The organism is Variovorax sp. YR566, from assembly GCF_051992195.1.
Classification (GTDB): domain Bacteria; phylum Pseudomonadota; class Gammaproteobacteria; order Burkholderiales; family Burkholderiaceae_C; genus Variovorax.
Genome location: NZ_CP197092.1, coordinates 2,736,771 through 2,762,479 on the forward strand (window position 1 = coordinate 2,736,771; position 25,709 = coordinate 2,762,479).

At 67.5% G+C, this 25,709-nt stretch carries 20 protein-coding genes; 8 read left to right on the forward strand and 12 right to left on the reverse strand.

What is annotated here, in order from left to right; translation table 11 throughout:
- Positions 1 to 60: 60 nt before the first annotated feature.
- The 5 genes from cobA to nirB all read right to left on the reverse strand — a co-directional run bounded on the left by cobA (position 61) and on the right by nirB (position 7,512).
- On the reverse strand, positions 61 to 867 hold the full coding sequence (cobA, locus tag ACTG4X_RS12830) for a uroporphyrinogen-III C-methyltransferase (RefSeq protein WP_093057871.1): 807 nt from the start codon (positions 865 to 867) through the stop codon (positions 61 to 63).
- Complete coding sequence (gene ybiB / locus ACTG4X_RS12835) at positions 864 to 1,769, reverse strand: DNA-binding protein YbiB (protein WP_426392324.1); 906 nt, start codon at positions 1,767 to 1,769, stop codon at positions 864 to 866. Before ybiB ends, cobA begins: the two co-directional genes overlap by 4 nt.
- Positions 1,770 to 1,831: 62 nt before the next feature.
- Positions 1,832 to 4,630 carry a nitrate reductase gene (locus tag ACTG4X_RS12840; RefSeq protein ID WP_440533947.1) on the reverse strand — a complete coding sequence of 933 codons (2,799 nt, stop codon included), beginning with the start codon at positions 4,628 to 4,630 and terminating at the stop codon, positions 1,832 to 1,834.
- Positions 4,631 to 4,633: 3 nt separating this feature from the next.
- The gene (gene nirD, locus ACTG4X_RS12845) at positions 4,634 to 5,032 is read right to left on the reverse strand and encodes a nitrite reductase small subunit NirD (RefSeq protein WP_093057868.1); all 399 of its coding nucleotides are present in this window, start codon (positions 5,030 to 5,032) and stop codon (positions 4,634 to 4,636) included.
- An 11-nt stretch (positions 5,033 to 5,043) separates the two neighbouring features.
- Positions 5,044 to 7,512 (reverse strand): nitrite reductase large subunit NirB, encoded by a 2,469-nt coding sequence (gene nirB / locus ACTG4X_RS12850; protein ID WP_354337490.1) that lies wholly within the window; start codon positions 7,510 to 7,512, stop codon positions 5,044 to 5,046.
- A gap of 64 nt (positions 7,513 to 7,576) precedes the next feature.
- On the opposite strand from nirB, the gene ACTG4X_RS12855 reads away from it, so the two are divergent.
- The gene (locus ACTG4X_RS12855; RefSeq protein ID WP_440533948.1) at positions 7,577 to 9,298 is read left to right on the forward strand and encodes a protein kinase domain-containing protein; all 1,722 of its coding nucleotides are present in this window, start codon (positions 7,577 to 7,579) and stop codon (positions 9,296 to 9,298) included.
- A 20-nt stretch (positions 9,299 to 9,318) separates the two neighbouring features.
- On the opposite strand, the gene ACTG4X_RS12860 is transcribed toward ACTG4X_RS12855, so the two are convergent.
- Complete coding sequence (locus ACTG4X_RS12860) at positions 9,319 to 10,578, reverse strand: MFS transporter (RefSeq protein ID WP_093057865.1); 1,260 nt, start codon at positions 10,576 to 10,578, stop codon at positions 9,319 to 9,321.
- A 266-nt stretch (positions 10,579 to 10,844) separates the two neighbouring features.
- Here ACTG4X_RS12860 and ACTG4X_RS12865 point away from each other — a divergent pair, with 266 nt between their 5' ends.
- The gene (locus ACTG4X_RS12865; protein ID WP_440533949.1) at positions 10,845 to 12,122 is read left to right on the forward strand and encodes an ANTAR domain-containing protein; all 1,278 of its coding nucleotides are present in this window, start codon (positions 10,845 to 10,847) and stop codon (positions 12,120 to 12,122) included.
- Positions 12,123 to 12,150: 28 nt separating this feature from the next.
- On the opposite strand, the gene ACTG4X_RS12870 is transcribed toward ACTG4X_RS12865, so the two are convergent.
- The 4 genes from ACTG4X_RS12870 to ACTG4X_RS12885 form a co-directional block, all read right to left on the reverse strand.
- Positions 12,151 to 12,960, reverse strand: coding sequence for an ABC transporter ATP-binding protein (locus ACTG4X_RS12870; RefSeq protein WP_440533950.1), 810 nt, complete (start codon positions 12,958 to 12,960; stop codon positions 12,151 to 12,153).
- Positions 12,957 to 13,880, reverse strand: a complete 924-nt coding sequence (ntrB, locus tag ACTG4X_RS12875; RefSeq protein ID WP_440533951.1) for a nitrate ABC transporter permease — start codon at positions 13,878 to 13,880, stop codon at positions 12,957 to 12,959. The genes ACTG4X_RS12870 and ntrB overlap by 4 nt, the downstream gene beginning before the upstream one ends.
- 10 nt (positions 13,881 to 13,890) lie before the next feature.
- Positions 13,891 to 15,135: a CmpA/NrtA family ABC transporter substrate-binding protein gene (locus ACTG4X_RS12880; RefSeq protein WP_093079892.1), complete on the reverse strand. Its 1,245-nt coding sequence runs from the start codon at positions 15,133 to 15,135 to the stop codon at positions 13,891 to 13,893.
- Positions 15,136 to 15,476: 341 nt separating this feature from the next.
- Positions 15,477 to 16,739, reverse strand: a complete 1,263-nt coding sequence (locus ACTG4X_RS12885) for a nitrate regulatory protein (RefSeq protein ID WP_093057860.1) — start codon at positions 16,737 to 16,739, stop codon at positions 15,477 to 15,479.
- Between the two features lie 119 nt (positions 16,740 to 16,858).
- Here ACTG4X_RS12885 and tsaD point away from each other — a divergent pair, with 119 nt between their 5' ends.
- Entirely contained in the window at positions 16,859 to 17,899 is a 1,041-nt protein-coding gene (gene tsaD, locus ACTG4X_RS12890) for a tRNA (adenosine(37)-N6)-threonylcarbamoyltransferase complex transferase subunit TsaD (protein ID WP_440533952.1), read from the forward strand.
- Here tsaD and ACTG4X_RS12895 read toward each other — a convergent pair.
- Positions 17,856 to 18,590: an alpha/beta hydrolase-fold protein gene (locus tag ACTG4X_RS12895; RefSeq protein ID WP_093057858.1), complete on the reverse strand. Its 735-nt coding sequence runs from the start codon at positions 18,588 to 18,590 to the stop codon at positions 17,856 to 17,858. The two genes, tsaD and ACTG4X_RS12895, sit on opposite strands and share 44 nt — an antisense overlap.
- 188 nt (positions 18,591 to 18,778) lie before the next feature.
- Positions 18,779 to 19,150: an Hsp20/alpha crystallin family protein gene (locus ACTG4X_RS12900; protein WP_440533953.1), complete on the reverse strand. Its 372-nt coding sequence runs from the start codon at positions 19,148 to 19,150 to the stop codon at positions 18,779 to 18,781.
- Between the two features lie 124 nt (positions 19,151 to 19,274).
- Between ACTG4X_RS12900 and ACTG4X_RS12905 the strand changes: the two genes are divergently transcribed.
- From ACTG4X_RS12905 to pnp, 5 genes are all read left to right on the forward strand, one after another.
- Positions 19,275 to 20,567 (forward strand): branched-chain amino acid ABC transporter substrate-binding protein, encoded by a 1,293-nt coding sequence (locus ACTG4X_RS12905; protein ID WP_440533954.1) that lies wholly within the window; start codon positions 19,275 to 19,277, stop codon positions 20,565 to 20,567.
- A 30-nt stretch (positions 20,568 to 20,597) separates the two neighbouring features.
- A complete protein-coding gene (locus ACTG4X_RS12910; RefSeq protein WP_440533955.1) occupies positions 20,598 to 21,770 on the forward strand; it encodes a pyridoxal phosphate-dependent aminotransferase in 1,173 nt (390 codons plus the stop codon).
- A gap of 81 nt (positions 21,771 to 21,851) precedes the next feature.
- Positions 21,852 to 22,787, forward strand: coding sequence for a DMT family transporter (locus ACTG4X_RS12915; RefSeq protein WP_440534387.1), 936 nt, complete (start codon positions 21,852 to 21,854; stop codon positions 22,785 to 22,787).
- 88 nt (positions 22,788 to 22,875) lie between these two features.
- Positions 22,876 to 23,142 (forward strand): 30S ribosomal protein S15, encoded by a 267-nt coding sequence (gene rpsO / locus ACTG4X_RS12920; protein ID WP_007837783.1) that lies wholly within the window; start codon positions 22,876 to 22,878, stop codon positions 23,140 to 23,142.
- A 206-nt stretch (positions 23,143 to 23,348) separates the two neighbouring features.
- Positions 23,349 to 25,652 (forward strand): polyribonucleotide nucleotidyltransferase, encoded by a 2,304-nt coding sequence (gene pnp, locus ACTG4X_RS12925; RefSeq protein WP_093057854.1) that lies wholly within the window; start codon positions 23,349 to 23,351, stop codon positions 25,650 to 25,652.
- Positions 25,653 to 25,709: the final 57 nt, after the last annotated feature.

Below are 25,709 nucleotides of genomic sequence, written 5' to 3' on the forward strand. Positions count from 1 at the left end.
CACGTTGTGGTGCGCGGCGCCCGTGCCGCTCGTGCTGTCCTCGCCCTGGTCAGGTGCCGATCAGGTACCGAACTTGTCCGCGTCCACCGGTACCTCGACGGCTGCCAGTCCGCGCAGCACGTCGCCCACCACGATCACAGCCGGGCTGGCCAGGCCGGCCTCGGCGATGCCGTTCTGCAGGTTGCCCAGCGTGGTCGCGATGTGCCGCTGGTGCGGCAGGCTCGCATGCTGGATGACGGCCACCGGCGTGTCGCCCGGCAGGCCTTGCAGCAGTTCGCGTTCGATGTGCCCGGCGCCCGACACGCCCATGTAGATAACGAGCGTGAGCCGCGCGTTGTACGCGGTCGCGGCCAGCGCGCGCCAGTCGGTCGGGTCCTCGGCTGCGCCGGCCCCTGTCTTGGCATGGCCGGTGACGAACACCACGCCCTGCGCATGGTCGCGGTGCGTGAGCGGCACGCCCAGCGCGGTCACGGCCGCCAGGCCGGCGGTGATGCCGTTGACCACGGTGCATTCGATGCCGGCTTCGCGCAGGTGCTCCACTTCTTCGCCGCCGCGGCCGAAGATGAACGGGTCGCCGCCCTTGAGGCGCACTACCGTCTCGCCTTCGCGCACCGCGGTGATCATCAGCCGCTCGATGAATGCCTGCGGCGTGCTCTTGCAGCCGCCGCGCTTGCCCACGTGCACGATGCGCGCTCCGGGGCGGCTGTAGGCCAGGATCTCGTCGTTCACGAGGTCGTCGACCAGCAGCACCGTCGCGGCCTGGATTGCCTTCACGGCCTTGACGGTCAGCAGCTCCGGGTCGCCGGGGCCGGCGCCCACCAGCGTGCAGCGGCCGGTGATGAGGGAGGTGGGGGTGTCGTTGTTCATGCGTGGGATGCCAGTTGCGTGATGTGCCTGACTTGCGCCGCAATGGCCTCGGGCACGGGAAGCTCGCCGGCCAGCACGCGGCGCGTGTAGTCGGCGGTGGTGGCGACGTCGATTTCCTTCGGCAGGCCCGGCACTTCGGCGGTGGTGCCGGCCTGCTGCGCCTGCAGTTCGGTGCGCACGCCGCGCACGAAGCCGTCGATCTGCGCGGTGCGGCGCGGGTCGGACACCACTTCGCCTTCGAGGCCGCGCGAGAGCAGGGCGGTCATGCCCGTGAGCTCGAAGGTCTCGCCCATGGTGCGGGCGTATTCGGGGTGTGTGTAGCTGGCCACCACCACGCAGGGGCCGGCGGTGGGCTGCATCAGCTTCACCACGCTGTGGCCCGGGTTGCGCAGGCCGACCACGCGGCGCACATCGAGCAGGCGCTTGAGCGCGGGGTTCAGCAGTTCGGTGGGCGCAAAGGCCGCTTCGCCGTTGGCGATGGGGCGGATGGCGGTCATGGGCGGAACATCGAGCGCCGAGAGCACGTTCGACGCCAGCACGCGCGAGGTTTCGCTCGCACTGCCGTGCACCAGCACCGGCAGGCCTTCGCGCGCCAGCAGCAGCGCCAGCAGCGGCGTGAGCACCGGCAGCTTGCGCGCGCCGTTGTAGCTGGGCAGCACGACCAGCGCCCGGTCGCCCGCCGGAATGCGGTTCAGCCGCGCATGGGTGGCATCGAGAAAACCGGCCATTTCCTCGGGCGTTTCGCCCTTGATGCGCATGGCCAGGCAGAAGCCGCCGATTTCGAGGTCGGTGACGGTGCCGTCCAGCACCTGGCCGAACAGGTCGGTGGCCTGTTCGCGCGTGAGCGGTTTGGCGCCTCGCGCGCCGCGGCCGATTTCCTTGATGTATTGGCTGATTCCCATGGGTAGGCGGATTGTCCTGCAACGCTTATGCCGGAATGTCATTCGGCTTATGCACAGGGCTGTCATGGGGCTTCCACCATCGCTTCGGCTGGCGTAGCCCGCACCATGCGCCTGAGTTCCGGAATGCACGACCCGCAGTTGGTGCCGCACTTCAGCGCGCCCTGCAGCTTGGCCAGCCGCTCGTCGGCGGTGCCGGTGCAGCGGCCCAGTTCGGTCTGGATCGCCACGTCCGCCACGTTGAAGCAGGTGCACACCGTCTTGCCGCGCGACTGCACCGCCACCGGCGCTTTCGAGCCCGGCGACAGCAGCAGGCGGCCGTAGCTCTGCGCCGGCAGTTCCTCGCGCAGCAGCGTGGAGATCCAGGTTTCGGCGCTGGTGTCGCCGCCCAGCAGGAAGGCTTCGAGGCCCGCGCTGCCGTCGGCACGGCGCACCAGCCGGGCCGAGCGGCGCTGGCCCCGGCGGCGGTCGGCGTAGCGCAGGGTGTCGGCGGTCTGCAGGCCGAGCAGGGCTTCGATCTTCTCGACCAGCGCGTCGTCGGGCGCGTCGTGCGCGGCGGCGCGAAAGAGCAGGCCGCTGCGTTCGGCGCCCTGCGTGTTGCCGGCAAACGGCACGCAGGTCGCAAAAGGAAACAGCGCCATCATCGGCTGCAGCGCGCGGTGCGCGGCCAGCGCGTCGCCATCGGGCAGCCAGGCCATGGCCAGCAGCGACCACGGCAGCTCGGCCTTGAGGATCTTCACCGGCGTGTGCTTCAGCTCGGGCTGCTTCGAGGTCGGGCAGTAGGCCGGCGTGGTCAGCGCGTTGATGCCCGCGAGCCGCGTGCCGTTCGACGAGCAGCCGCTCAGGTACTCCTCGCCCCAGTGCATGGCGACGAACGCCTGGCTCAGCCCCACCTCGGCGCTGGCACGCGCGGGCAGCATGATCGAGCCGCGCTTCGACGTCAGGTGCACCAGGTCGCCTTCGCGGATCTGGCGGCGCGCCATGTCCTGCGCGTTCATCTGCACCACCGGCTCAGACACATGGCCGAACAGGCGCCCGACGGTGCCGGTGCGGCTCATTCCGTGCCACTGGTCGCGCAGGCGGCCGGTGTTCAGCGAGAAAGGGTAACGGGCCTCGCGGGCTTCGGCCACCGGCTTGTAGACCGTGTCGACGAAGCGGGCGCGGCCATCGGGCGTGGGGAAGACGCCGTCTTCATAGAGGCGCACGCGGCCGGTGCTTTCGCCTTCCTTCAGCGGCCATTGCTGCGGGCCGGCGGTTTCCAGCATCGCGTAGCTCATGCCGGTGATGTCGAGGTCGCGCCCGCGCGTGGATTCGCGATGCTCGTTCCAGACCGATTCGGCCGTCTCGTACGGGAACAGCGTGAACGCGCGACTCAACTGCCTTTCGAGCCGGTGCGCGAAGGCCACTGCAATCGACCAGTCGTTGCGCGCCTCGCCGGGCGCCGGCACGGCCGGGCGCACGCGCGAGATGCGGCGCTCGCTGTTGGTCACGGTGCCTTCCTTCTCGCCCCAGGTGGTGGCTGGCAGCAGCAGGTCGGCAAAGGCGCAGGTGGCGGTGGTGGCAAAGGCTTCCTGCACCACGACGAACTCGGCGCGTTCCAGTGCGCGGCGCACCGTGGCCTGGTCGGGCATCGACTGCGCCGGGTTGGTGCAGGCGATCCACAGCGCGCGGATCTCGCCGTCGGCCGCGGCCTGGAACATCTCGACAGCCGTCTTGCCCGGCTTCTCGGGCACCGAGGGCACGCCCCACAGCGCGGCCACTTCGGCGCGGTGATCGGGGTTCGCCAGGTCGCGGTGCGCGCTCAGCAGGTTGGCGAGGCCGCCGACTTCGCGCCCGCCCATCGCATTGGGCTGGCCCGTCAGCGAGAACGGGCCCGCGCCGGCGCGGCCGATCTGCGCGGTCGCCAGGTGCAGGTTGATGAGCGCAGCGTTCTTCGCCGTGCCGCTCGACGACTGGTTCAGGCCCTGGCAGTACAGGCTCAGCGTGGCGGGCGACGTGGCGAACAGCCGCGCCGCTTCGAGCAGGTCTTCCTTCGGGATGCCGCACACCTGCGCCACCTTGTCCGGCGTGCACTCGCGCACCGTCGCCTTCAATGCGTCGAAGCCGTTGGTGTGCGCCGCGATGTACTTCGCGTCGATCCAGCCTTCCCACAGCATCAGGTGCAGCATGCCGTTGAACAGCATCACGTCGGTGCCGGGCTGGATGGGCAGGAACAGGTCGGCGATCTCGACCGTGTCGGTGCGGCGCGGGTCGGCCACCACGATCTTCAGCGCCGGGTTCGCGGCCTTCGCGTCCTCGATGCGGCGAAAAAGAATGGGGTGCGCCCACGCCGTGTTGCTGCCCACGATGAACAGGCAATCGGCATGCTTCAGGTCGTCGTAGCAGGCCGGCGGCGCGTCGGCGCCCAGCGTCTGCTTGTAGCCGGCCACGGCGCTGCTCATGCACAGGCGCGAGTTGGTGTCGACGTTGTTGGTGCCGATCAGGCCCTTGGCGAGCTTGTTGAAGACGTAGTAGTCCTCGGTCAGCAGCTGGCCGGACACATAGAAGCCGACCGAGTCCGGGCCGTGGTCGCGGATCACCTGCGCGAACTTGCCGGCGGCGTTGTCGAGCGCGGTGTCCCACGTCACCGCGGTGGGCGCTTCTGCGCGCACGAGGCGCTGCATGGGCTGCAGCAGCCGCGTCTGCCGCGTGACCGTGGCGCTGGCCGTGAGGTGCAGCGTCGAGCCCTTGGTGCACAGCCGGCCGAAGTTCGCCGGGTGGTCAGGGTCGCCGCGCACGCCGGTGATCTCGCTGCCCTGCGATTCGATGATGACGCCGCAACCGACGCCGCAGTAGGGGCAGGTGGAGCGGGTCTCAAGCGTCATGGGTTATTCCAGCGGCAGAACCGTCAGCACCGCGAACGGCTTCGGGCCGGCGACCGGGCGCTCCAGGTCGATGGCGTGCGTGGCCAGTTCGCCCGCGTCCAGGTGCACCACGCCGTCTTCCACCTTCACGGCGAACTTCGGCGTGCAGCCTTCGTCGGGCGACCTGGCGCAGCCGTCGTCCAGCCCGATGGCCCAGTTGTGCAGCGGGCAGGCCACGCTGGTGCCGAACACGATGCCCTGGCTCAGCGGGCCACCCTTGTGCGGGCAGCGGTCGAGCAGCGCGAACACCTCGTTCTCGGCGTTGCGGAACACGGCAACGTCCACGCCGGCAGGCCGCGCCACGCGGCGGGCGCCGAGCACGGGGATGTCGTCGATGCGGCAGATGACTTTCCAATCGCTCATGGTGTCTCCTTTCAGGCGGTCTGGTGGGTGTCGATCGGCGCCGTCAGCGGCGTGAACTGCCGCACATCGACCGAAGCCTGCGCTGACTCGAACCACGGATCGGGCTCGCCGTCGAGCGCGAACTGCAGGCGTTCCCACAGCGCCTTGCGGCCTTCGGCGTCGTCGAGGATCTTCTTCTTCACGTAGTCCAGCCCCACGCGGCCGATGTAGTGCACCGTGCGCTCCAGGTACCAGCCCTCTTCGCGGTACAGCTGCAGGAAGGCGCCCGAGTACTCCATCACTTCCTCGGCCGTCTTCACCTTCACGAGGAACTGCGCGACCTCGGTCTTGATGCCGCCGTTGCCGCCCACGTAGAGTTCCCAGCCCGAGTCGACGCCGATCACGCCCACGTCCTTGATGCCGGCCTCCGCGCAGTTGCGCGGGCAGCCCGACACCGCCAGCTTGACCTTGTGCGGCGAGTACATGGCCCACAGCGCGCGCTCCAGGTCCTTGCCCATCTGCGTGGAGTCCTGCGTGCCGAAGCGGCACCACTCGCTGCCCACGCAGGTCTTTACCGTGCGCAGCGACTTGGCGTAGGCAAAGCCGCTGGGCATGCCGATGTCCTTCCAGACGTTTTCCAGGTCTTCCTTCTTCACGCCCAGCAGGTCGATGCGCTGGCCGCCCGTGACCTTGACGGTCGGAATCTTGTACTTGTCGGCCGCGTCGGCAATGCGGCGCAGTTCGTCGGGCGTGGTGTGGCCGCCCCACATGCGCGGAATGACGGAATAGGTGCCGTCCTTCTGGATGTTGGCGTGGCTGCGCTCGTTGATGAAGCGGCTCTGCGGATCGTCCTTGGCCTCCTTCGGCCAGGTGCTGATCAGGTAGTAGTTGATGGCCGGGCGGCAGGTGGCGCAGCCGTTGGGCGTGCGCCAGCCGAGGTTGCGATACACCTCGTCGTGCGTCAGGTAGTGCTCCTTGCGGATCGCGTCGCGCACGTCCTGGTGGCTCGCGTCGGTGCAGCCGCACACGGCCTTCTTCTTCGGCGTGGCCGAGTAGTCGCCGCCGGCGGTGAACATCAAAATCTGCTCGACCAGCCCGGTGCACGAGCCGCAGCTGGCACTGGCCTTGGTGTGCTTCTTCACCTCGTCGAGCGTGAACAGGCCCTTTTCCTTGATGGCCTTGCAGATGGTGCCCTTGCTCACGCCGTTGCAGCCGCAGACCTCGGCGTCGTCGGGCATGGTCGCGGCCTTGTTGTGGCCCTCGTGGCCGGTGTCGCCGATGTTCGATTCGCCGAACATGAGCTTGTCGCGGATGTCGTGCACGCTGCGGCCGTCGCGCAGCAGCTTGAAGTACCAGCTGCCGTCCACCGTGTCGCCGTAGAGGCAGGCGCCCACCAGCTTGTCGTCCTTGATCACCAGCTTCTTGTAGACGCCACCGAAGGGGTCGCTCATGACGATTTCTTCGGTGCCTTCGCCGCCCATGAACTCGCCGGCCGAGAACAGGTCGATACCCGTCACCTTCAGCTTGGTGGAGGTGAGCGAGCCCAGGTAGCGGCCGATGCCGAATTGCGCCAGGTGGTTGGCCGCCACCTTGGCCTGCTCGAACAGCGGCGCGACCAGGCCGTAGGCAATGCCGCGGTGAGCCGCGCATTCGCCGACCGAGTAGATGCGCGCGTCAGTCACCGTCTGCATGGTGTCGGTGACGACGATGCCGCGGTTGCAGTGCAGGCGCATCTTCTCGGCCAGCTCCACGTTGGGGCGGATGCCCACGGCCATCACCACCAGGTCGGCCGCCACCTCGGTGCCGTCCTTGAAGCGGATGGTCTTGACGCGGCCGTCTTCACCGCCCAACAGGTCTTGCGTCTGCGCACCGATCCGGAACTTCAGGCCCCGGTCTTCCAGCGACTTCTGCAACAGCTTGCCCGCCACGTCGTCGAGCTGGCGCTCCATCAGCCAAGGCATCACGTGCACCACCGTCACGTTCATGCCGCGCAGCATCAGGCCGTTGGCGGCTTCGAGGCCCAGCAGGCCGCCGCCGATGACCACCGCGTTCTTGTGCGTGCGCGCGGTCTCGATCATGTAGTCGGTGTCGGCGATGTCGCGGTAGGCGATCACGCCCTTCAGGTCCTTGCCGGGCACCGGCAGCATGAAGGGGTTGGAGCCGGTGCACATCAGCAGGCGGTCGTAGGCGGCCTCGGTGACATCGCCTTGCGAATCCACGGCGCGCACGATGCGCTTGACGCGGTCGACTTCCACCACCTTCTTGCCGGCGTGCAGCGTGATGTTGTTGTCCGTGTACCACTCCCAGCTGTTGAGCACGATCTCGTCGACCGTCTGCTCGCCCGCCAGCACCGGCGACAGCAGGATGCGGTTGTAGTTGGGATGCGGCTCCGCGCCGAAGACGGTGATGTCGTACAGCTCGGGCGCGATCTTCAGCAGCTCTTCGAGCGTGCGCACGCCGGCCATGCCGTTGCCGACCATCACGAGTTTCATTTTCTTCATGGGGCTGGACCTTTCAGGGAAATCAAGCAAAGGAGCGCCCGCGGCGCGCGTTCAGAATCGCGCCATGAGCTTTGAAGTGGACATCGGCTACAGCAGCCAGCGCGGACCGCGCGAGCTGAACGAAGACTTCGCCGGTGCAGTGCATGCGCCGCCGGGCGACGAGGCCCGCGGCCTCATTGCGGCCATTGCCGATGGGGTGTCCAGCGGCGGGCACGGCCGCGAAGCCGCGCAGACCACGGTGATGGGCCTGCTGGCCGACTACTTCGCCACGCCCGCCACCTGGGAGCCGACCGCCGCGCTCGACCGCCTGATCGGCGCGCAGAACGGCTGGCTGGCCGACCACAACCGCCGGCGCCAGAGCAAGCAGGACGGCGGCACGGCGCTCACCACGCTCACCGCACTGGTGCTGCACGGCCAGAGCTACACGCTGGCGCACGTGGGCGACACGCGCGCCTGGCGCGTGCGCGCCGGCGGCGGGCCGGCCGTGCCGCTCACGCAGGACCACGCCTTCGATCACCCCGACATGCGCAGCCGGCTCACGCGCGCCATCGGCCTCGACGACCAGGTGCGCGTCGACTACGCCCAGGGCGACGTGCGCGTGGGCGACTGCTTCGTGCTGAGCTCCGACGGCGTGCACGGCGTGCTCAAGCCGCAGCAGGTGGCCGCGCTGGCCCTGCAGGGCGATGCCGAAGCGGCCAGCGAGGCGCTGGTACATGCGGCGCTCGACGCCGGCTCGCGCGACAACGCGACCGCGCTGGTCATCCGCGTGGTGGGGCTCGATGCGCGGCAGCTCGACGACGAGCTCGGCGACGGCCGCCGGCTCGCACCGCCGCCCGCGCTGAAGGTGGGCGACGTGCTCGACGGCTACGCCATCACCGCGCTGGTGGCCGACACTGGCGTGCACCTGCTGTACCAGGCGCGTCATCCGCAGACGCGCGAGCTGGTCGCGCTGAAGACGCTGCATCCCTCGCGTGCCGGCGATCCGCAGGAACGCGCGATGCTGGCGCACGAGGCGTGGCTGGGGCTGCGTGTCGGAGGTATTGGCGGCAGCGGTTTTGTTCGTGTGCACGAGCGCGCCGAGAACGCGAGCGCGCTGTACATCGTGTTCGACTGGCATGGCGGGCGCACGCTGGAGCAGTTGCGCAAGGCGAACGCGCGCGGTGCGGTGGCCGAGGTGGTGGCCGCCGGCGTTGAGCTGAGCCGTGCGCTCGGCCGGCTGCACCGCCAGGGCGTGATCCATCGCGATATCAAGCCCGGCAACCTGCACCTGGGCGACGACGGGCGCTGGCGCATCATCGACCTCGGCGTAGCCCTGTCCGGAAGAGAAGGTGCTGCCCAGCGCGAGCTGCATGCCGGCACGCCCAGCTACATCAACCCCGAGCAGTGGGAGGAGGGCGGCACCGCCGACGCGGCCAGCGACCTGTTCGCGCTCGGCGTCACGCTGTACCAGTGGCTCACCGGCCATTTGCCCTACGGCGAGATCGAGCCCTACCAGGTGGCGCGCTACCGGCGCGATCCGGTCGCGCTCTCGCGCATCCGCCCCGACGTGCCGATCTGGCTCGACCATCTGGTGCGCAAGGCTGTCGCCCGCGATCCGCGCGAGCGCTTCGAAACCGCCGAGGAGCTGCTGCTCGCGCTGGAGCGCGGCGCCTCCCGCCCTGTGAACGCGCCCGCCGCCACGCCGTTGATCCGCCGCGACCCGCTCGCGCTCTACCAGCTCGCGCTCGGCGTGTCGGTGCTGTTCAACGTGCTGCTCATCGTGTGGCTGCTGTTCTTGCCACGTTGAGCGGAAGACGGCGGGGCGTGTCATGAGCGTGCCGTCTTTCGAATGTGGGGGGCAGCTGCGTGCGGCGTCGTGACGCGTGCACGGCCCCCCTTTTCGGCCCAGGTGCGCGTCCAGCGGATCTGCATCACGCGCATCACGCCCAGCATCACCAGCGACAGCGCCGCGAAGAACACGAAGCCCCAGATATAGCTGCCCAGGTATTGCTTCGACAGGCCCATGGCGTTGGGCACGAGGCCGCCGCCCAGTGCGCCGATCTCGCCGATCATCGAGCCGGCCACCGCCGTGCTCGTAGGCCAGCGCAGCGGCACCAGCTGGAACAGCGCGCCGTTGCCCGCGCCCAGTGCGGCGAAGCAGACGATCAGCACCAGCGTGGTGACGGCCAGCGAGCCTGAAGAGAAGCCCACCAGCACGAGGCTCACGGCCACCACCAGCAGCACCACCGTCAGCGTGTTGACGCCGCCCCAACGATCGGAGATCCAGCCGCCCACGACGCGCACAGCCGCGCCCATGAAGGCCGCGAGCATGGTCAGCTGGCCGGCCTGCACCTTGCTCACGCCGAATTGGTCGTAGTAGTACGAGGGCAAGAAGGTCGTGAGGCCGATGAAGCCGCCGAAGGTCACGCCGTAGATCAGGCTGAACACCCAGCCGTCTTTCTCGAACAGGCAAGCAATGTGCTCGCGGAAGCTCGAATGGGCGTTCACGTCCGGTGGCTCCTTGGCGAACACCACCATCACGACCATCGGAATGAGGATGGCGACGGCGGCCACGCCGTACACCGCCTGCCAGCCCAGCCAGTTCGCCAGCGGCGGCGCCACCAGCACCGACACCGCCGTGCCCACGTTGCCCGCGCCCACAAGGCCCATGGCCAGGCCCTTGTGCTGCGGCGGGAACCAGCCCGAGCCCAGCGACAGCGCCACGCCGAAGCTCGCGCCCGCAATGCCCAGCAGCACACCCATGGCGAGCAGGTCGTTGAAGCTCTTGACGAAGAAGAAACCGAACAGCATCGCCACCGCGATCAGCGCCATCTCGACCAGCGTGGCCTTCTTGCGGCCGATGTACTGCGAGAGGATGCCCAGCGGAAAGCGCATCAGCGCGCCCGCGATGATCGGCACCGACAGCATCAGGCCCTTCTGGGCGGGCGAGAGATTGAAGGTTTCGCCGATGAAGGGCGCCATGGCGCCGTTGAGCACCCAGATGCAGCAGGAGAACGAGAAGTACAGGAAGGCCGCGAACAGTGTCGGGCTGTGGCCTGATTGCAAGAAATTCCTGAAGCTGGACATGGCGTTCAAAGATGCGAAAAGCCGCGGCGCGACCCTGGAGAGGTCGTGTCGACGGACGGGGTTGGGGTCGGAGTGCCGGCAGCGGACGCTGTCGGCGTGGGGGTGTGCACGGCGTGTGAATTGCCGGGCCGGCTGCAGGAGCCTGCAGCCTCATCACCAAAGCGGTGCTTCGTTACACCGCGCTCCGTTTCATGCAAGAGGCGTGCCTGCGAGTTCGCGCGGGCGTGGCCTATGCTCGCGGTGCGTTCCCACACCGCTTCCCCAAGATGTCCCTTCTCGTAGTCCTGCCCGATGAACCCGCCGGCCTCGTGTTGCCCGAGGCGCTTGCGCGGGCGCTGTCCGGCGCCGGTCTCGACGTGCTCGGCTGCGCGGATTGCGGCAGCTTCGCGCGGCAGGTCGAGGCGCTGGCCCCCCGGCAGGCCTTGATCTGCCTGCCTTTGCCCACGCCCGCGCTGCTCGACGCCTTGTGCACGTGGGCCGGCCTGCCGCCGTGTGCGCTGAGCCTTGTCAGCGCGCCGTTGAGCGGTGCTCAACATGAAGAACTGATCGCGCTCGGCGTGCACGCATGGATGCAGGCCGATGCCGTCGATGCCGAATCGCTCGCCGCATTGGCCGCCCGCGCCCAGTCGCGCTGGCAGCGCGAGGCCACTTTGCGCACCGAACTGGAGAGCCTGCGCACCCGCATGGACGAGCGCAAGTGGGTCGACCGCGCCAAGGGCCTGCTGATGTCCGCGCGCGGCATCGGCGAGGACGAAGCCTTCGGCCTGCTGCGCGGCGCTGCGATGCACGCCAACCTGCGTCTGGGCGAGGTGTCGCGCTCGGTCATCGAGGCGGCGCAGTGGGCCGACGCGATCAACCGCGCCGGGCAACTGCGCATGCTTTCGCAGCGGCTGGTGCGCGTGGCGGCGCAGCTGCTGGGCAACATCGACGCCCAGCGGGCGCGAGTGCTGCGCACGCAGTCGGCCGAGCGGGTGCAGCAGAACCTCGATCATCTGGCGACCCTCGGGCTCGGTGCGGCTGGTGCGCAGGCGCTGGGGGATGCGCAAGCCGCGTGGAGCGGACTGGCCACTGCCTTGACCGCACGGCCGACGGCAGCGGGGCTGGCCGACATCGACCAGCGCGCGGAAGTGCTGCTCCACGCAGCGGAGGCCTTGACGGAGGCGCTCGAAACCTCGGGCGCGCGGCGCGCGCTGCGCATCGTCAACATCTGCGGGCGGCAGCGCATGCGTGCGCAGCGGCTGGCCAAGGACGCGCTGCTGGCCGCCGCGCTGAAAGAGAAGGCCGCGAACGCGCGGCTGGTGCCGACCATGGCCGAGTTCGAGGCCGCATTGCTCGAGCTGGAGCACGCGCCGCTCAGCACCACCGAGATCCGCGCCGCGCTGGCCAGCGCCCGCGACGAATGGCTGCGGCTGGTCGGTGGCGTGCGCACGCTCGACAGCGCTGACGGCCGTGCCACGCTGGTGCGTTCCAGCGACGCGCTGGTCGACACCTTCGAGCGCCTCACGGCGTCGTACGAGCACAGCCTGCAAGTGATCATGTCCTGACGCCGGTTGTGCTGGCGCGGGCGCAGCGTCAGGCCGCGACCTTCTCCACGTGCGCCTGGCGCGTGTAGAGGAAATCGATCACCGCCTTGCGTGCGTGCACATAGGCCGGGTCTTCGGCCAGTTCGACGCGGTTGCGCGGGCGCGGAAGGTTCACTGCGAGTACGTCGCCGATGGTGGCGGCAGGGCCGTTGGTCAGCATCACGATGCGGTCGCTCAGCAGCACTGCCTCGTCGACGTCGTGCGTCACCATGACGACGGTGCTGTGCGTCTTCTGCACGATGGCCAGAAGCTCGTCCTGCAGCTTGGCGCGGGTGAGGGCGTCGAGCGCGCCGAAGGGCTCGTCCATCAGCAGCACCTTGGGCTCCATCGACAGAGCGCGCGCAATGCCCACGCGCTGCTTCATGCCGCCGGAGATTTCGCCGGGCCGCTTCTGCGCGGCGGGCGTGAGGCCCACCAGCGCCAGCGCCGCGTCGGTGCGCGCGCGCAGCTGCGCCTTGCTCTCGGTGGCCGCGAACACGCGCTCGACCGCGAGGTACACATTCTCGAAGCAGGTGAGCCAGGGCAGCAGAGAGTGGTTCTGGAACACCACCGCGCGCTCGGGGCCGGGGCCCCTGATTTCCTTGTTGGCGCACAGCAGCGAGCCTTCGGTGGGCGTGGTGAGCCCGGCAATCAGGTTCAGCAGCGTCGACTTGCCGCAGCCCGAGTGGCCGATGAGCGTGATGAACTCGCCCTTGGCCACGTTCAGGTTCACGTCGCGCAGCGCGACGAAGCGGCCCTTGGGCGTCTTGAATGCCTGCTCGACCCCGTGGATCTCGATGTACTTGCTGTCGTCGATCATGACTTCACCTCTTCGAATGTGAACGCCGTTGCGAGCTTGATGAGCGCGAACTCCAGCACCAGGCCGACGATGCCGATCACGAAGATCGCGATGATGATGTTGGCGACGTTGAGGTTGTTCCACTCGTCCCACACCCAGAAGCCGATGCCGACGCCGCCGGTGAGCATCTCGGCCGCCACGATCACCAGCCACGCGGTGCCCACGGCCAGGCGCACGCCGGTCAGCATGTAGGGCAGCACGGCGGGAAACAGGATCTTGGTGAGGATCTTCCATTCGCTGAGGTTCAGCACCTTGGCCACGTTCATGTAGTCGCTCGGCACGCGCTGCACGCCCACGGCCGTGTTGATGACCATCGGCCAGATCGAGCAGATGAAGATGGTCCAGATGGCCGCCGGGTTGGCGCCCTTGAACACCAAGAGGCCGATGGGCAGCCAGGCCAGCGGCGACACCGGGCGCAGCAGGCTGATCAGCGGGTTGAACATGCGCGCGAGAAATTCGAAGCGCCCGATCGCGAAGCCCGCCGGAATGCCGACCAGCGCCGCCAGCCCGAAGCCCAGCGCCACGCGCTGCAGCGACGAGAGCACGTTCCAGCCCACGCCCTGGTCGTTCGGGCCCTTGCTGTAGAACGGATCGCTGAACACCGTCACGGCCTGCTGCCAGGTGGCAGCGGGCGTGGGGAAGCCGGTGGTGCTTTTCATGGCCACCACTTCCCAGATCAGCAGCAGCAGGCCGAAGCCCGCCAGCGGCGGCAGCACGCGCATCCAGAAGGCGCGCAGGTCGATGGGCGTGCGCACCCGGGGCTCGGGCGCCGGGGCGGGTGCGGGCTTGGGGGCTGCCGGCCTGGCGGCGATGGAAGGGGCCGCCTGCGTCACCTGCGCGGTGGTCGCTTCGAGCGGCGAGTGAAAGACTGCGCTGACCATGTTGTTCTCCCTATGCATGAAGCTTGAACGACTCGGCGTACTTCTTCGGGTCCTTGCCGTCCCAGACCGAGCCGTCGAACAGCTTGCTGGTGCGCATCGTTTCCTTGGGCACCGGCGTCTGCGTGGCAGCGGCGGCCTGCTTGTAGATGTCGATGCGGTTGATCTCGGTGGCCACCTTCAGGTAGTCGGGGTGTTCCTTCAGCAGGCCCCAGCGCTTGTGCTGCGTGAGGAACCACATGCCGTCCGACAGGTACGGGAAGTTCACGGCGCCGCCGTTGTAGAACTTCATGTGGTTGGGGTCGTCCCAGCTCTTGCCCAGGCCGTTGGTGTAGCGGCCCAGGATGCGCTGGTTGATGGCGTCCACGCTGGTGTTGACGTAGCTCTTGTCGGCGATGGTCTCGGCCATCTTGTTCTTGTTCTGCAGGCCGGTGTCGATCCACTTGCCGGCCTCGAGGATGGCGGCGGTCACGGCGCGCGCGGTGTTCGGGTATTTCTTGGTGAACTCGGCCGTGGTGCCGAGCACCTTCTCGGGGTGGTCCTTCCAGATGTCCTGCGTGGTGATGGCCGTGATGCCGATGCCGTCCATGATCGCGCGCTGGCCCCAAGGTTCGCCCACGCAGTAGCCGTCCATGTTGCCCACGCGCATGTTGGCCACCATCTGCGGGGGCGGCACGGTGATGTTCTTCACGTCCTTGAACGGGTCGATGCCGGCGGAGGCGAGCCAGTAGTAGAGCCACATGGCGTGCGTGCCGGTGGGGAAAGTCTGCGCGAAGGTGTATTCGCGCTTCTCGCTGGCGATGAGCTTGGCGAGCGAGGCCGCATCGACCGCGCCCTTGTCCGAGAGCTTCTTCGACAGCGTGATGGCCTGGCCGTTGTTGTTGAGCGTCATGAGCACGGCCATGTCCTTCTTGGGGCCGCTCACGCCGAGGTGCACACCGTAGACCAGGCCGTAGAGCACGTGCGCCATGTCGAGCTCGCCGTTGACCAGCTTGTCGCGCACGCCGGCCCAACTGGCTTCCTTGCTGGGGACGATCTTCACGCCGTACTTCTTGTCGATGCCGAGCACCGAGGCCATCACCACGCTGGCGCAGTCGGTCAGCGGGATGAAGCCGATCTTCACTTCTTCCTTCTCGGGCTTGTCCGAGCCCTGGGCCCAGACGGCGGCGCGCAGCGCCGGGTCGATGCCGACGGCACCAATGGCAGCGGCTTGCAATACGCGGCGTCGGCTGAGGCGGGTTTTGAGCAGGTCGGTCATGGGGCGGGGCTCCGGTTGAAGACAAACAAACAAGAAAGACAAAAACGAAAAGGCGTCCGCACCGCGCAGGGGCTGCTCGAAAACGAGCCCTTGCGGGATGGGGACGCCTTTGTCCGGTTCGGTGGGAGACACCCGCCGTTGGGTGCCGCCTGCCTGAAGACCCATTGAGGGGCCTACGAACTTATTGCTTGCAAGCGGTGTGCCAGCCTTCGGATGCTATGGGCTGCTATCAAGAAAGTAGCGGGATGCGGGTGCACAGCATGGAAGAGGGCCCGATCAGGCCGGGAAGCGCCGATGGCACGGTTGTTGTGCACTGCACCAAGTTGAACGGTCCGGACCCTTCAACGCGGCGGCGCGCGGTCGAGCATGGGCAGGTAGTCGGCCATTGCCAGCATCGACTCGGCCACGTCGACCAGCCGCCGCTTCTGGTTCATGGCGGTCTGGCGCAGCATCTTGTGCGCGTCTTCTTCGCTGAGCCGGCGGTGCGCCATCAGCAGGCCCTTGGCGCGTTCGACGATCTTGCGTTCGTTGAGCGAGGCGCGCACGGTTTCGAGCTCGTCGCTCATGGCCTGCAGGCGGTGCGACTGTTCCTGGACCATGTCGAGCACCGAGCGTTCGAGATGGCGGCCGAACTGCGCGGGAGCGGCCGACTGCGCATCGGCGTCGTCGAAGAACAGGGCGCCAGCCTGCGGGGCCAGCGTGTCGAGCAGCTGCCGGTATTCCTGCAGCTCGCTGCGCGCCTGCACGGTCTTTCGCTCGCACAGCGCGCGCAGGTCGGCGGCCAGGCGGTCCTCGACGATCTTCATGGCGTCGATGCGGCGGGTGCAGCAGTCGAACCAGGCCTGGCTGAGCGGCACGTCAGCCGGCGTGGAGGCGGCGCCGCGCCGGCGGATGCGTTCGAGCTCGGCCACTTCGGCATCGGGCTGGCTGTTGCGCCACAGCGCGAGCACCGCCTCGCCGGAGAAATCGGTGAACACCTGGAAGCAGCGCTCCTGCGATTCGATCAGGTGCAGCCACTGCAGGCGCTGCGCCTCGTCGCTGCGGCCCAGCGCCAGCGCGGCGGAGCCGAAGGCGCGTTCCTGGCCGGCGAATTCCTTGCCCTGCATGAAGTTGAACATCGCGACCAGCAGGCGCGAGATCTCGGGGTCGGTGGCGCCGTCGGCCGCCTCGAACACCACCGACAGCAGGCCGGCGACGAGCTTGGCGAACGCGGCGGTGGATTGCGCCGGCTTCAGTTCGAGCGCATCGATGCGGCGGCGCAGGCCGGGCAGCGCGTCCAGCCCTGGGAGCACCCATGCGATGCGGCTGAACAGGCGCGCGCTGTTGCCGGTGCCCGCGCCGCGGTGGTTGTCGGCCTCGAGCTGGTCGAAGCCGGCGCGCACCTCCTGCTCCAGCGCGATGCATTCGGCGATCTGCGGGCCGCGCTGGTCGGCGAAGCGGGCGCCGCGAGAGGTGAGGAACATGTTCGACATGCCCCGCTCGCGCTGCAGCGCGTGGACGAGGCGGCCGATCAGGCTCACCAGTTCGCTGGTGCGGGCGAGCTGATCCAGCTCGTCGATTTCGCAGCGACGGGCAGCGATCAGAAAACTCAGTCCGGATTTCATGGTGGGAGGGCGCGGGGCTCTGGCATGGTCAACGCAACATCCGTGCCTCGGGGAGTGGAGCGCGCCGCCGTTTGCCCCTTCGCGGGTGCCAGGGGAGGGCGCCGCCTACACTCGGCGGCATGCTCTTGTTGGGAATCGAATCATCCTGCGATGAAACCGGCGTGGCGCTGGTCGAGTCGCACGGCGACGCGCTGCCGCTGCTGCTTTCGCACGCGCTGCACAGCCAGATCGCCATGCACCAGGCCTACGGCGGCGTGGTGCCCGAACTGGCCAGCCGCGACCACATTCGCCGCGTGCTGCCGCTGACCGAAGCCGTCATGGCCGAAGCCGGCCGCACGCTGGGCGAGATCGACGTGGTGGCCTACACGCGCGGGCCGGGCCTGGCGGGCGCGCTGCTGGTGGGCGCCGGCGTGGCCTGTGCGCTGGGCGTGGCGCTTGGCAAGCCGGTGCTGGGCGTGCATCACCTCGAAGGGCATCTGCTGTCGCCGTTCCTGAGCGCCGATCCGCCGGAATTTCCGTTCGTCGCGCTGCTGGTGTCGGGCGGCCACACCCAGCTGATGCGGGTGGACGGCGTGGGCCGCTACGAACTGCTCGGTGAGACCATCGACGACGCGGCCGGCGAGGCCTTCGACAAGAGCGCCAAGCTCATGGGCCTGCCGTACCCGGGCGGGCCGTGGCTCGCGAAGCTGGCCGAAGGTGGCAACGCCACGGCCTTCAAGCTGCCGCGGCCGCTGCTGCACAGCGGCGATCTCGATTTTTCCTTTGCCGGCCTGAAGACGGCCGTGCTCACGCAGGCCAAGAAGCTCGGCGACCAGCTCGAAGCGAACAAGGCCGACTTGGCCGCGTCCACGCAGGCGGCCATCGTCGAGGTGCTGCTGAAGAAGTCGCTTGCCGCGCTCGACCAGACCGGGCTCAAGCGCCTGGTGGTGGCGGGAGGAGTGGGAGCCAACAGGAATCTGCGCGAACAGCTGAACGCTGCGTGCGAGAAGCGCAAGGTGCGCGTGCACTACCCGGAGCTGCACCTGTGCACCGACAACGGCGCGATGATCGCCATGGCTGCGGCAATGCGGCTGCAGTCAGGGCTGTCGCAGGCGAGCGAGCGCTATGCCTTCGACGTCAGGCCGCGATGGCCCATGGCTTTGCTACCGGAGACTGCGTAAGCAGTTGCTTTGATCGGCCGATTGCCGGCAGCGGCAGCACGTCCAGCACATTGCGCCACAGCTGGCGCCACTGCGGCCAGTCGTGGCCACCCTCGGTCGTGAAGACGCGTCCCGGCGGCAGGGCGTCGGCCAGCAGCTTGTGGTTGCTGGCAAAGCGGTCGTCGAGCCCGAAGCCCAGGTACAGCGGCGGCAGGTTCTGCGACGGCTGGGCTTCCAGGTACTGCTGGAAGAAGGGCCAGAGCTTGCGGTCGGGCTCTTCGTCGGGCTGCGGCCCGGTAGGCGCCTGCCAGGTGCGCAGGCCGCCGGCCTTCTTGATCTCCGCGCCGAGCACCCGGCGTCCCAGGTAGGGCGCGAGCGCCACGATGCCGTCCACCGAGCCCGGCCGCGCCAGTTCGTGAATGAGCGCGCCGAAGCCGCCGATGGAAATGCCCACGAGCCAGATCGACTTGTAGCCCTTGGCGCGCTGCGGCTCGATGACCTCGGTGTGGAGGCGATCGCTCAGCGTCTGTTCGTAGTAGTAGGAAACATCCGCGTCCACCAGCAGGGAGTCGGCCGCCAGATGGCGTTCGCGCACGGCTGCGATGAACCCTTCGCGCTCGAACTCGTCGGGCTTCAGGTACGCCCCGGGCAGGAACACCAGGAGCGTGTCGGATTGTTCGTTGGGGTTGGCGGATTGAAGGTGCGTTTTCATGGTGCCTTTGGGGGCACCCGAACCGCACCGTAGCGAGTTCGGTGCGTTTACGAGACGCCCACGAAGAAGAAAGTTCTAAGAAAACGTCACATCATGTGACGTTATCTAGCGCTATTGTGAATAAGGTGCTCGTTTAAAGTCAAAACGAGGCCTTAACTAACATTTTCCTCTTGTGGGCATAGGCCAAATTAGTTGATTTGTAACTGAGTGGCCTGGTTCACGGGGACCAGTTTGCCGAGCTTCAGCGTGAGCACGCCGTTCTCGAGCTTTGCTTCGCTGGTGGCCACGTCGATGTCCTGCGGCAGCTCGTAGGCCGCCTTGAACTGGCGCTTGGCTTCGGCCTTGCTGTCGATGCGCAGCACGGCGCCTTCGATGCTGATCGCGAGGTCTTCGCGCGTGAAACCCGGCACGTCGAGCGAGAGGGTCCAGCTCTTGTCGTCCTGCTCGACCAGCGGCGAGCGGCGGGCACCGGCGAAGGCATCGTTCACGAAGCGTTCGAACGAGCGGTCATAGGCGCGGGGAGCAAAGCGGGCGGTGCGAAGGGTGGGGGCGAAAAACATGATGAAGAACTCCTGAATCAACACAATGGGGACAAGGAATGTGTGTCCCTTACACTGCGCGGCCGTTCAATCGTGAGTGCCGCTTGAGACCTCATCTAGGCGCAGCCGCACGCGTTTCAAGACAATGAATCCCCCCTTTATTTGGCGTCGCGAGGCCTTGAAATTCGCGGCGCTGGCGCTATGCGCGAGGCCCTTCGCCGCGCTGGCACAAGCATCGGTTTCATCGCCACCTGCGCCCATCCGACTGGCTCTCATCGAAAGCATGAGCGGCCCCTTCGCCAACACCGGCGAGGCCGTGTTCCGCAATCTGCTGTGGGCGGTGGAGCGCGTGAATGCGCGCGGCGGCATCAAGCTGCCCGGCGGCGCGCGGCCCCTGCAGCTCGACCGCTACGACAGCAAGGGGCAGAACGAAGAAGCGCTCTCCGCGCTGCGCGCCGCGATGGACGACGGCGCGCGCATCGTGCTGCAGGGCAACTCGTCGGCCACGGCCGCAGCGCTGGTCGATGCCATCGACAAGAACAACGAGCGCGACCCGTCGCGACGCGTGATCTTCCTCAACTACGCGGCGGTCGACCCGGTGCTCACGAACGAGCGCTGCAGCTTCTGGCACTTTCGCTTCGACGCCCATGCCGACATGCGCGTGGCAGCGCTGATGGACGTGGTGAAGGACGACGCAGCGCTCAAGCGCGTCTACCTGATCGGACAGGACTACAGCTTCGGCCAGGCCGTGCTGCGCGAGGCGCGCCGGCAGCTCGGCACACAGCGGCCCGACGTGGAGATCGTCGGCGACGAGCTGCATCCGATGGGCAAGGTGAAAGACTTTGCGCCCTATGCCACCAAGATCATCGCGAGCGGTGCGCAGGCCGTGGTCACGGGCAACTGGGGCAACGACCTCACGCTGCTGGTGAAGGCGGCGCGCGAAGCGGGCTTCAACGGCACCTTCTATACCTTCTACGGCAATGCGCTCGGTGCGCCCGCAGCCATCGGCGATGCGGGCATCGGACGCGTGATCGCGGTGGCCGACTGGCTGCCCAACGTGCAGACGACGCAGTCCGAAGCCTTCTACCGCGCCTTCCGCGCGCGCTTTCCGAAGCCAGCCGAAGACTATGTGCACATGCGGCTGGCGCTGATGATCGAAGCGCTTGTACAGGCCATCGAACGCGCGGGCAGTGTCGACGCGGTGCCTGTGGCACGCGCGCTGGAGCAGGCCGACGTGAGCCTGTACGGCCAGCGCGGGCGCATGCGCGCTGTGGACCACCAGTTCCAGCAGCAGCTCGTGGTCGGCGTGATGGACAGGCAGGGCAGGCCGGGCGTGCAGTTCGACGTCGAAGGCTCCGGCTACGGCTTTCGGGTGGTCAAGACCATCGCCCCCGAGCGCGCCGAGCTGCCGACCTCGTGCAAGATGAAGAGACCTTGATGATGACGATGATGAACAGGACAACCAGACATGCGTGAAGCCATCCACAACCTCGAAGCATCGAAGATCCGCGAAGTCGCCAATGCCGGCATGGGCCGCGACGACGTGCTGGCCTTCTGGTTCGGCGAAAGCGACGAAGTCACTCCCGAGGTGATCCGCCAGTCGGCCATCGAGTCGCTGCAGCGGGGCGAAACCTTCTACGCCCACAACCTCGGCCTGCCCGAACTGCGCGAAGCCATCGCGCGCTACACCAGCGGGCTGCATCCGGCGGTCGATGCCTCGCGCATCGCCGTCACCTCGGGCGGCGTGAGCGCGCTGATGCTCGCGGTGCAGGCGCTGGTCGATGCGGGCGACGAAGTGGTCGCTGTGACGCCGGTGTGGCCCAACCTGACGGCGCAGCCCGCGATCATGGGCGCGCATGTGCGCACGCTGTCGCTGGTGCCGGTGAAGGGCCGGTGGACGCTCGACCTGCCCGCGTTGCGCGCAGCGGTCACGTCGAAGACGAAGCTGCTGATCGTCAACGCGCCGAACAACCCCACGGGCTGGACCATGACGCGCGACGAGCAGCAGGCCGTGCTCGACCATTGCCGCAAGACCGGCACGTGGATCCTGGCCGACGAGGTGTACGAGCGGCTGTATTACGAGCCGACGCCCAATGGCTGTGCGCCGAGCTTCCTCGACATCTCGAAGCCTGACGACCGCCTCGTCGTCACGCACAGCTTCTCGAAGAGCTTCCTGATGACGGGCTGGCGCCTCGGCTGGCTGGTGCTGCCGCCGTCGATGGTGGACGGCATCGGCAAGCTGATCGAGTTCAACACCTCGTGCGCCAGCGTGTTCACGCAGCGCGCAGCCATCACTGCCATCGAGCACACGAGCGAGATCACGCCGCGTGTGGTGGCGCACCTGAAGCAATGCCGCGACACGCTGGTGCCGCTGCTGGCGGCGCTGCCGGGCGTGCAGGTGGCCTCGGCTAAGGGCGGCATGTACGCCTTCTTCCGGCTCGAAGGCTTCGGCGATTCGCTCGAAGTGGCCAAGCGGCTGGTGGCAGAGGCGGGCCTGGGGCTCGCGCCGGGCAACGCCTTCGCACCTGAAGCGCAGGGCTGGCTGCGCTGGTGCTTTGCGTCGAAAGACCCGCAGCGGCTGGTGAAGGGCGTGGAGCGGTTGCGCAACTGGCTGGCGGAACAACAACCCGGCAAGGGCTGAGCCGGCTGCAATTTCGTTCAATACGCGGCGCGCCGGGGCCGCGAAGCTCGGGCTTTTCTCGAAAGCGAAAGGCTCTGCATGTTGTCGCAACGGTTGAAGGGGATGGCGCTGTGCGCGCTGGCGATGGTCACGGTCGGCAGCACGGTGGTGGCCAGCAAGGTCATCGCGGGCGGGCTGCCGCCGTTCACCGCGACCGCGCTGCGGTTCGCGATGGCGCTGCCGGTGTTCCTGGTGCTGCTGCGGCTGACCCGCACGCCGTGGCCGCGGCCCGGCCGGCGGGATCTGGCGCTGCTGGTGTGCCAGGCGGGGCTGGGGAGCGTGGGCTACACCGTGCTGCTGATCCTTGGCGTGCGCTGGGCACCGGCGGCCAGTGCTGGCGTGGTGGCTGGTACCTTGCCGGCTGTGGCGGCGCTGGTGGCGGTGATTGCGCTGCGCGAGCGGCCGGGGCGGTTTCTGGTGGGCAGCATCGTGATGGCGACGGCGGGGGTGCTGGCGATCAGCTGGCCCGGGGCGGGCCAGGCTTCGGCGGGGGACTCAAAATCCCTGGCGGCGCTGATCGGCAACTTGCTGGTTTTGGGCGCGGTGGTTTGCGAGGCGATGTTCATCCTGCTCAACAAGCGCCTGCGGGTGCCGGTGCGTCCGCTGGCGCTGTCGACGCTGATGACGGCCTTCGGGCTGCTGCTGTCACTGGTACCAGCGCTGCTCGAGCGAGCCTGGGAGCACCCCTTGCCGGCGGAGGCGCTGGCTGGTGTCGCCTACTACGCGTTGGTGCCAACGGTGCTGGGCTTCGTGCTGTGGTTTGCCGGATCTTCCCGGCTGCGCGGGGCCGAGGCGGCGCTTTTCACGGCCGTTCTACCGGTTTCGGCGCTGGCGCTGGCCGCGCTCTGGCTGGGCGAAAGCATCAGCCTGGCGCAGATCGGCGGGGCAGCCTGCGTGCTGGGCGCCGTGGGGCTGGCTTCACTCGATGGAAGGCCCCCAAAGAGGCCTGAAAGCCCGATCAGGACGGTCGGGCTATAATTCCAAGGCTTTGCATGCCGCAAGGCGCACGGTGGGTGCAGTTCCAGCGCACACCGCAAGTCAAACATCCCGGAACAAGGAAATCAACATGATCGCAGCCTCCATCAAGGCAGAAGTTGTCAAGGACAACGCCCGCGCCGCCAACGACACCGGCAGCCCCGAAGTGCAAGTCGCACTGCTGACCGCCCGCATCAACGAGCTCACCCCCCACTTCAAGACGCACGCCAAGGACCACCACGGCCGTCGCGGCCTGCTGCGCATGGTGAGCCGCCGCCGCAAGCTCCTCGACTACCTCAAGTCCAAGGACGCCGACCGTTACACCGCGCTGATCGCCAAGCTGGGTCTGCGCAAGTAAATCGAATCGCATGAAAAAACGCCTGGGTTAGTCCGCTAGCTCAGGCGTTTTTTACTTCGCGATCCACTTTCGGAGTGCCCAAACAGAGCGAAGCTGTGTCATTCCAATGAAGTTCGCCCCGAGCTTCGCTGGAATGGCATCGTGTTCTGAGAAGCCTCCGTCTCTTGCGGACTCTGTGTAGTCCGCTATCAAAACAGGAGCAAAACATGAGCCTCTTCAACAAAGTCACCAAGTCGTTCCAATGGGGCGACAAGACCGTCGTCATGGAAACGGGTGAAATCGCCCGCCAGGCCAGCGGCGCCGTGCTCGTCGACATCGACGGCACCGTCATCCTCGCGACCGTGGTCGCCTCCAAGTCGGCCAAGGCCGGCCAGGACTTCTTCCCGCTGACCGTCGACTACATCGAGAAGACCTATGCCGCAGGCAAGATCCCCGGCAGCTTCTTCAAGCGCGAAGCCAAGCCCAGCGAACACGAAACGCTGACCAGCCGCCTGATCGACCGCCCGATCCGCCCGCTGTTCCCCGAAGGCTTCCTGAACGAAGTTCATGTGGTCATCCACACCGTGTCGCTCAACCCTGAAGTCGATGCCGACATCGCCGCCATGATCGGCGTGAGCGCCGCGCTGTCGATCTCCGGCGTGCCGTTCAACGGCCCGATCGGTGCAGCCCGCGTGGGCTACATCAACGGCCAGTACGTGCTGAATCCGGGGCAGACGGCTCGCAAGGATTCGCAGATGGACCTCGTCGTCGCCGGCACGCAATCCGCCGTGCTGATGGTCGAATCCGAAGCCCTGCAGCTCAGCGAAGAAATCATGTTGGGCGGCGTGGTGTTCGGCCACGAGCAAGCCAACATCGCCATCAACGCGATCCATGAACTCGTGCGCGACGCCGGCAAGCCGGTGTGGGACTGGAAGGCTCCCGCCGAAGACGAAGCCTTCGTCGCCAAGGTCAAGGGCCTGGCCGAAGACAAGCTGCGCGCCGTCTATCAAATTCGCAGCAAGCAAGCCCGTACGCAAGCCCTGCGCGAAGCCAACGCCAGCGTGCTCGAGGCACTGAAGGCCGAAGGCGCCGAGTTCGACTCCGGCAAGGTCAGCGACCTGCTGTTCGCCATCGAATCGAAGATCGTGCGCAGCCAGATCCTGTCGGGCGAGCCCCGCATCGACGGCCGTGACACGCGCACCGTGCGTCCCATCGAAATCCGCAACTCGGTGCTGCCCCGCACCCACGGTTCGGCGCTGTTCACGCGCGGCGAAACCCAGGCGCTGGTCATCACCACGCTCGGCACCGAACGCGACGCACAGCGCATCGACGCGCTGGCCGGCGAATACGAAGACCGCTTCCTGTTCCACTACAACATGCCTCCCTTTGCCACCGGCGAAGTGGGCCGCATGGGATCGACCAAGCGCCGCGAAATCGGCCACGGCCGCCTGGCCAAGCGCGCGCTCGTCGCCGTGTTGCCGAACAAGGAAGAATTCCCGTACACGGTTCGCGTGGTGTCGGAAATCACCGAGTCGAACGGCTCGTCGTCGATGGCTTCTGTCTGCGGCGGCTGCCTCTCGATGATGGACGCCGGCGTGCCCATGAAGGCGCACGTGGCTGGTATCGCCATGGGCCTGATCAAGGAAGACAACCGCTTCGCGGTGCTGACCGACATCCTGGGCGACGAAGATCACCTGGGCGACATGGACTTCAAGGTTGCGGGTACCACCAACGGCATCACCGCGCTGCAGATGGACATCAAGATCCAGGGCATCACCAAGGAAATCATGCAGGTCGCACTGGCACAGGCCAAGGAAGCGCGCATGCACATCCTGGGCAAGATGCAGGAAGCCATGGGCGAGGCCAAGGCCGAAGTCTCCAGCTTCGCGCCGCGCCTGACCACGCTGAAGATCAACCCCGAGAAGATCCGCGACGTGATCGGCAAGGGCGGCTCGGTCATCCGTGGCCTGCAGGAAGAAACCGGCACGACGATCAACATCGACGAAGACGGCACCATCACCATCGCTTCGACCGATCCGGAAAAGGCCGAGCTGGCCAAGAAGCGCATCGAGCAGATCACGGCCGAAGTCGAAATCGGCAAGGTCTACGAAGGCCCGGTCACCAAGATCCTGGACTTCGGTGCGCTCATCAACCTGCTGCCCGGCAAGGACGGCCTGCTGCACATCAGCCAGATTGCGCACGAACGCGTCGAGAAGGTGACCGACTATCTGAGCGAAGGCCAGATCGTCAAGGTCAAGGTTCTGGAAACGGACGAGAAGGGCCGCGTCAAGCTGTCCATGAAGGCCCTGACCGAGCGTCCGGCCGGCATGGAATACAGCGAGCGCCCGCCGCGCGAAGACCGCGGTGACCGTGGCGAGCGCCGTGACCGTGGCGATCGCGGCGACCGCGGTGGTGACCGTGGCGAGCGCGCACCGCGCTTCAACAACGAGCAACAGCAGCCGCGCAACGAGCAGCCGCAGGCTCCGGCCGGCGAGCAGCAGCAACAAGCCCCGCGCGAGCCTCAGGAGTAAGAAGGGCGCAACGGCGGTCCTCCGGCTGCCGTTGCTATCTTTTGAACATCAAGCTTC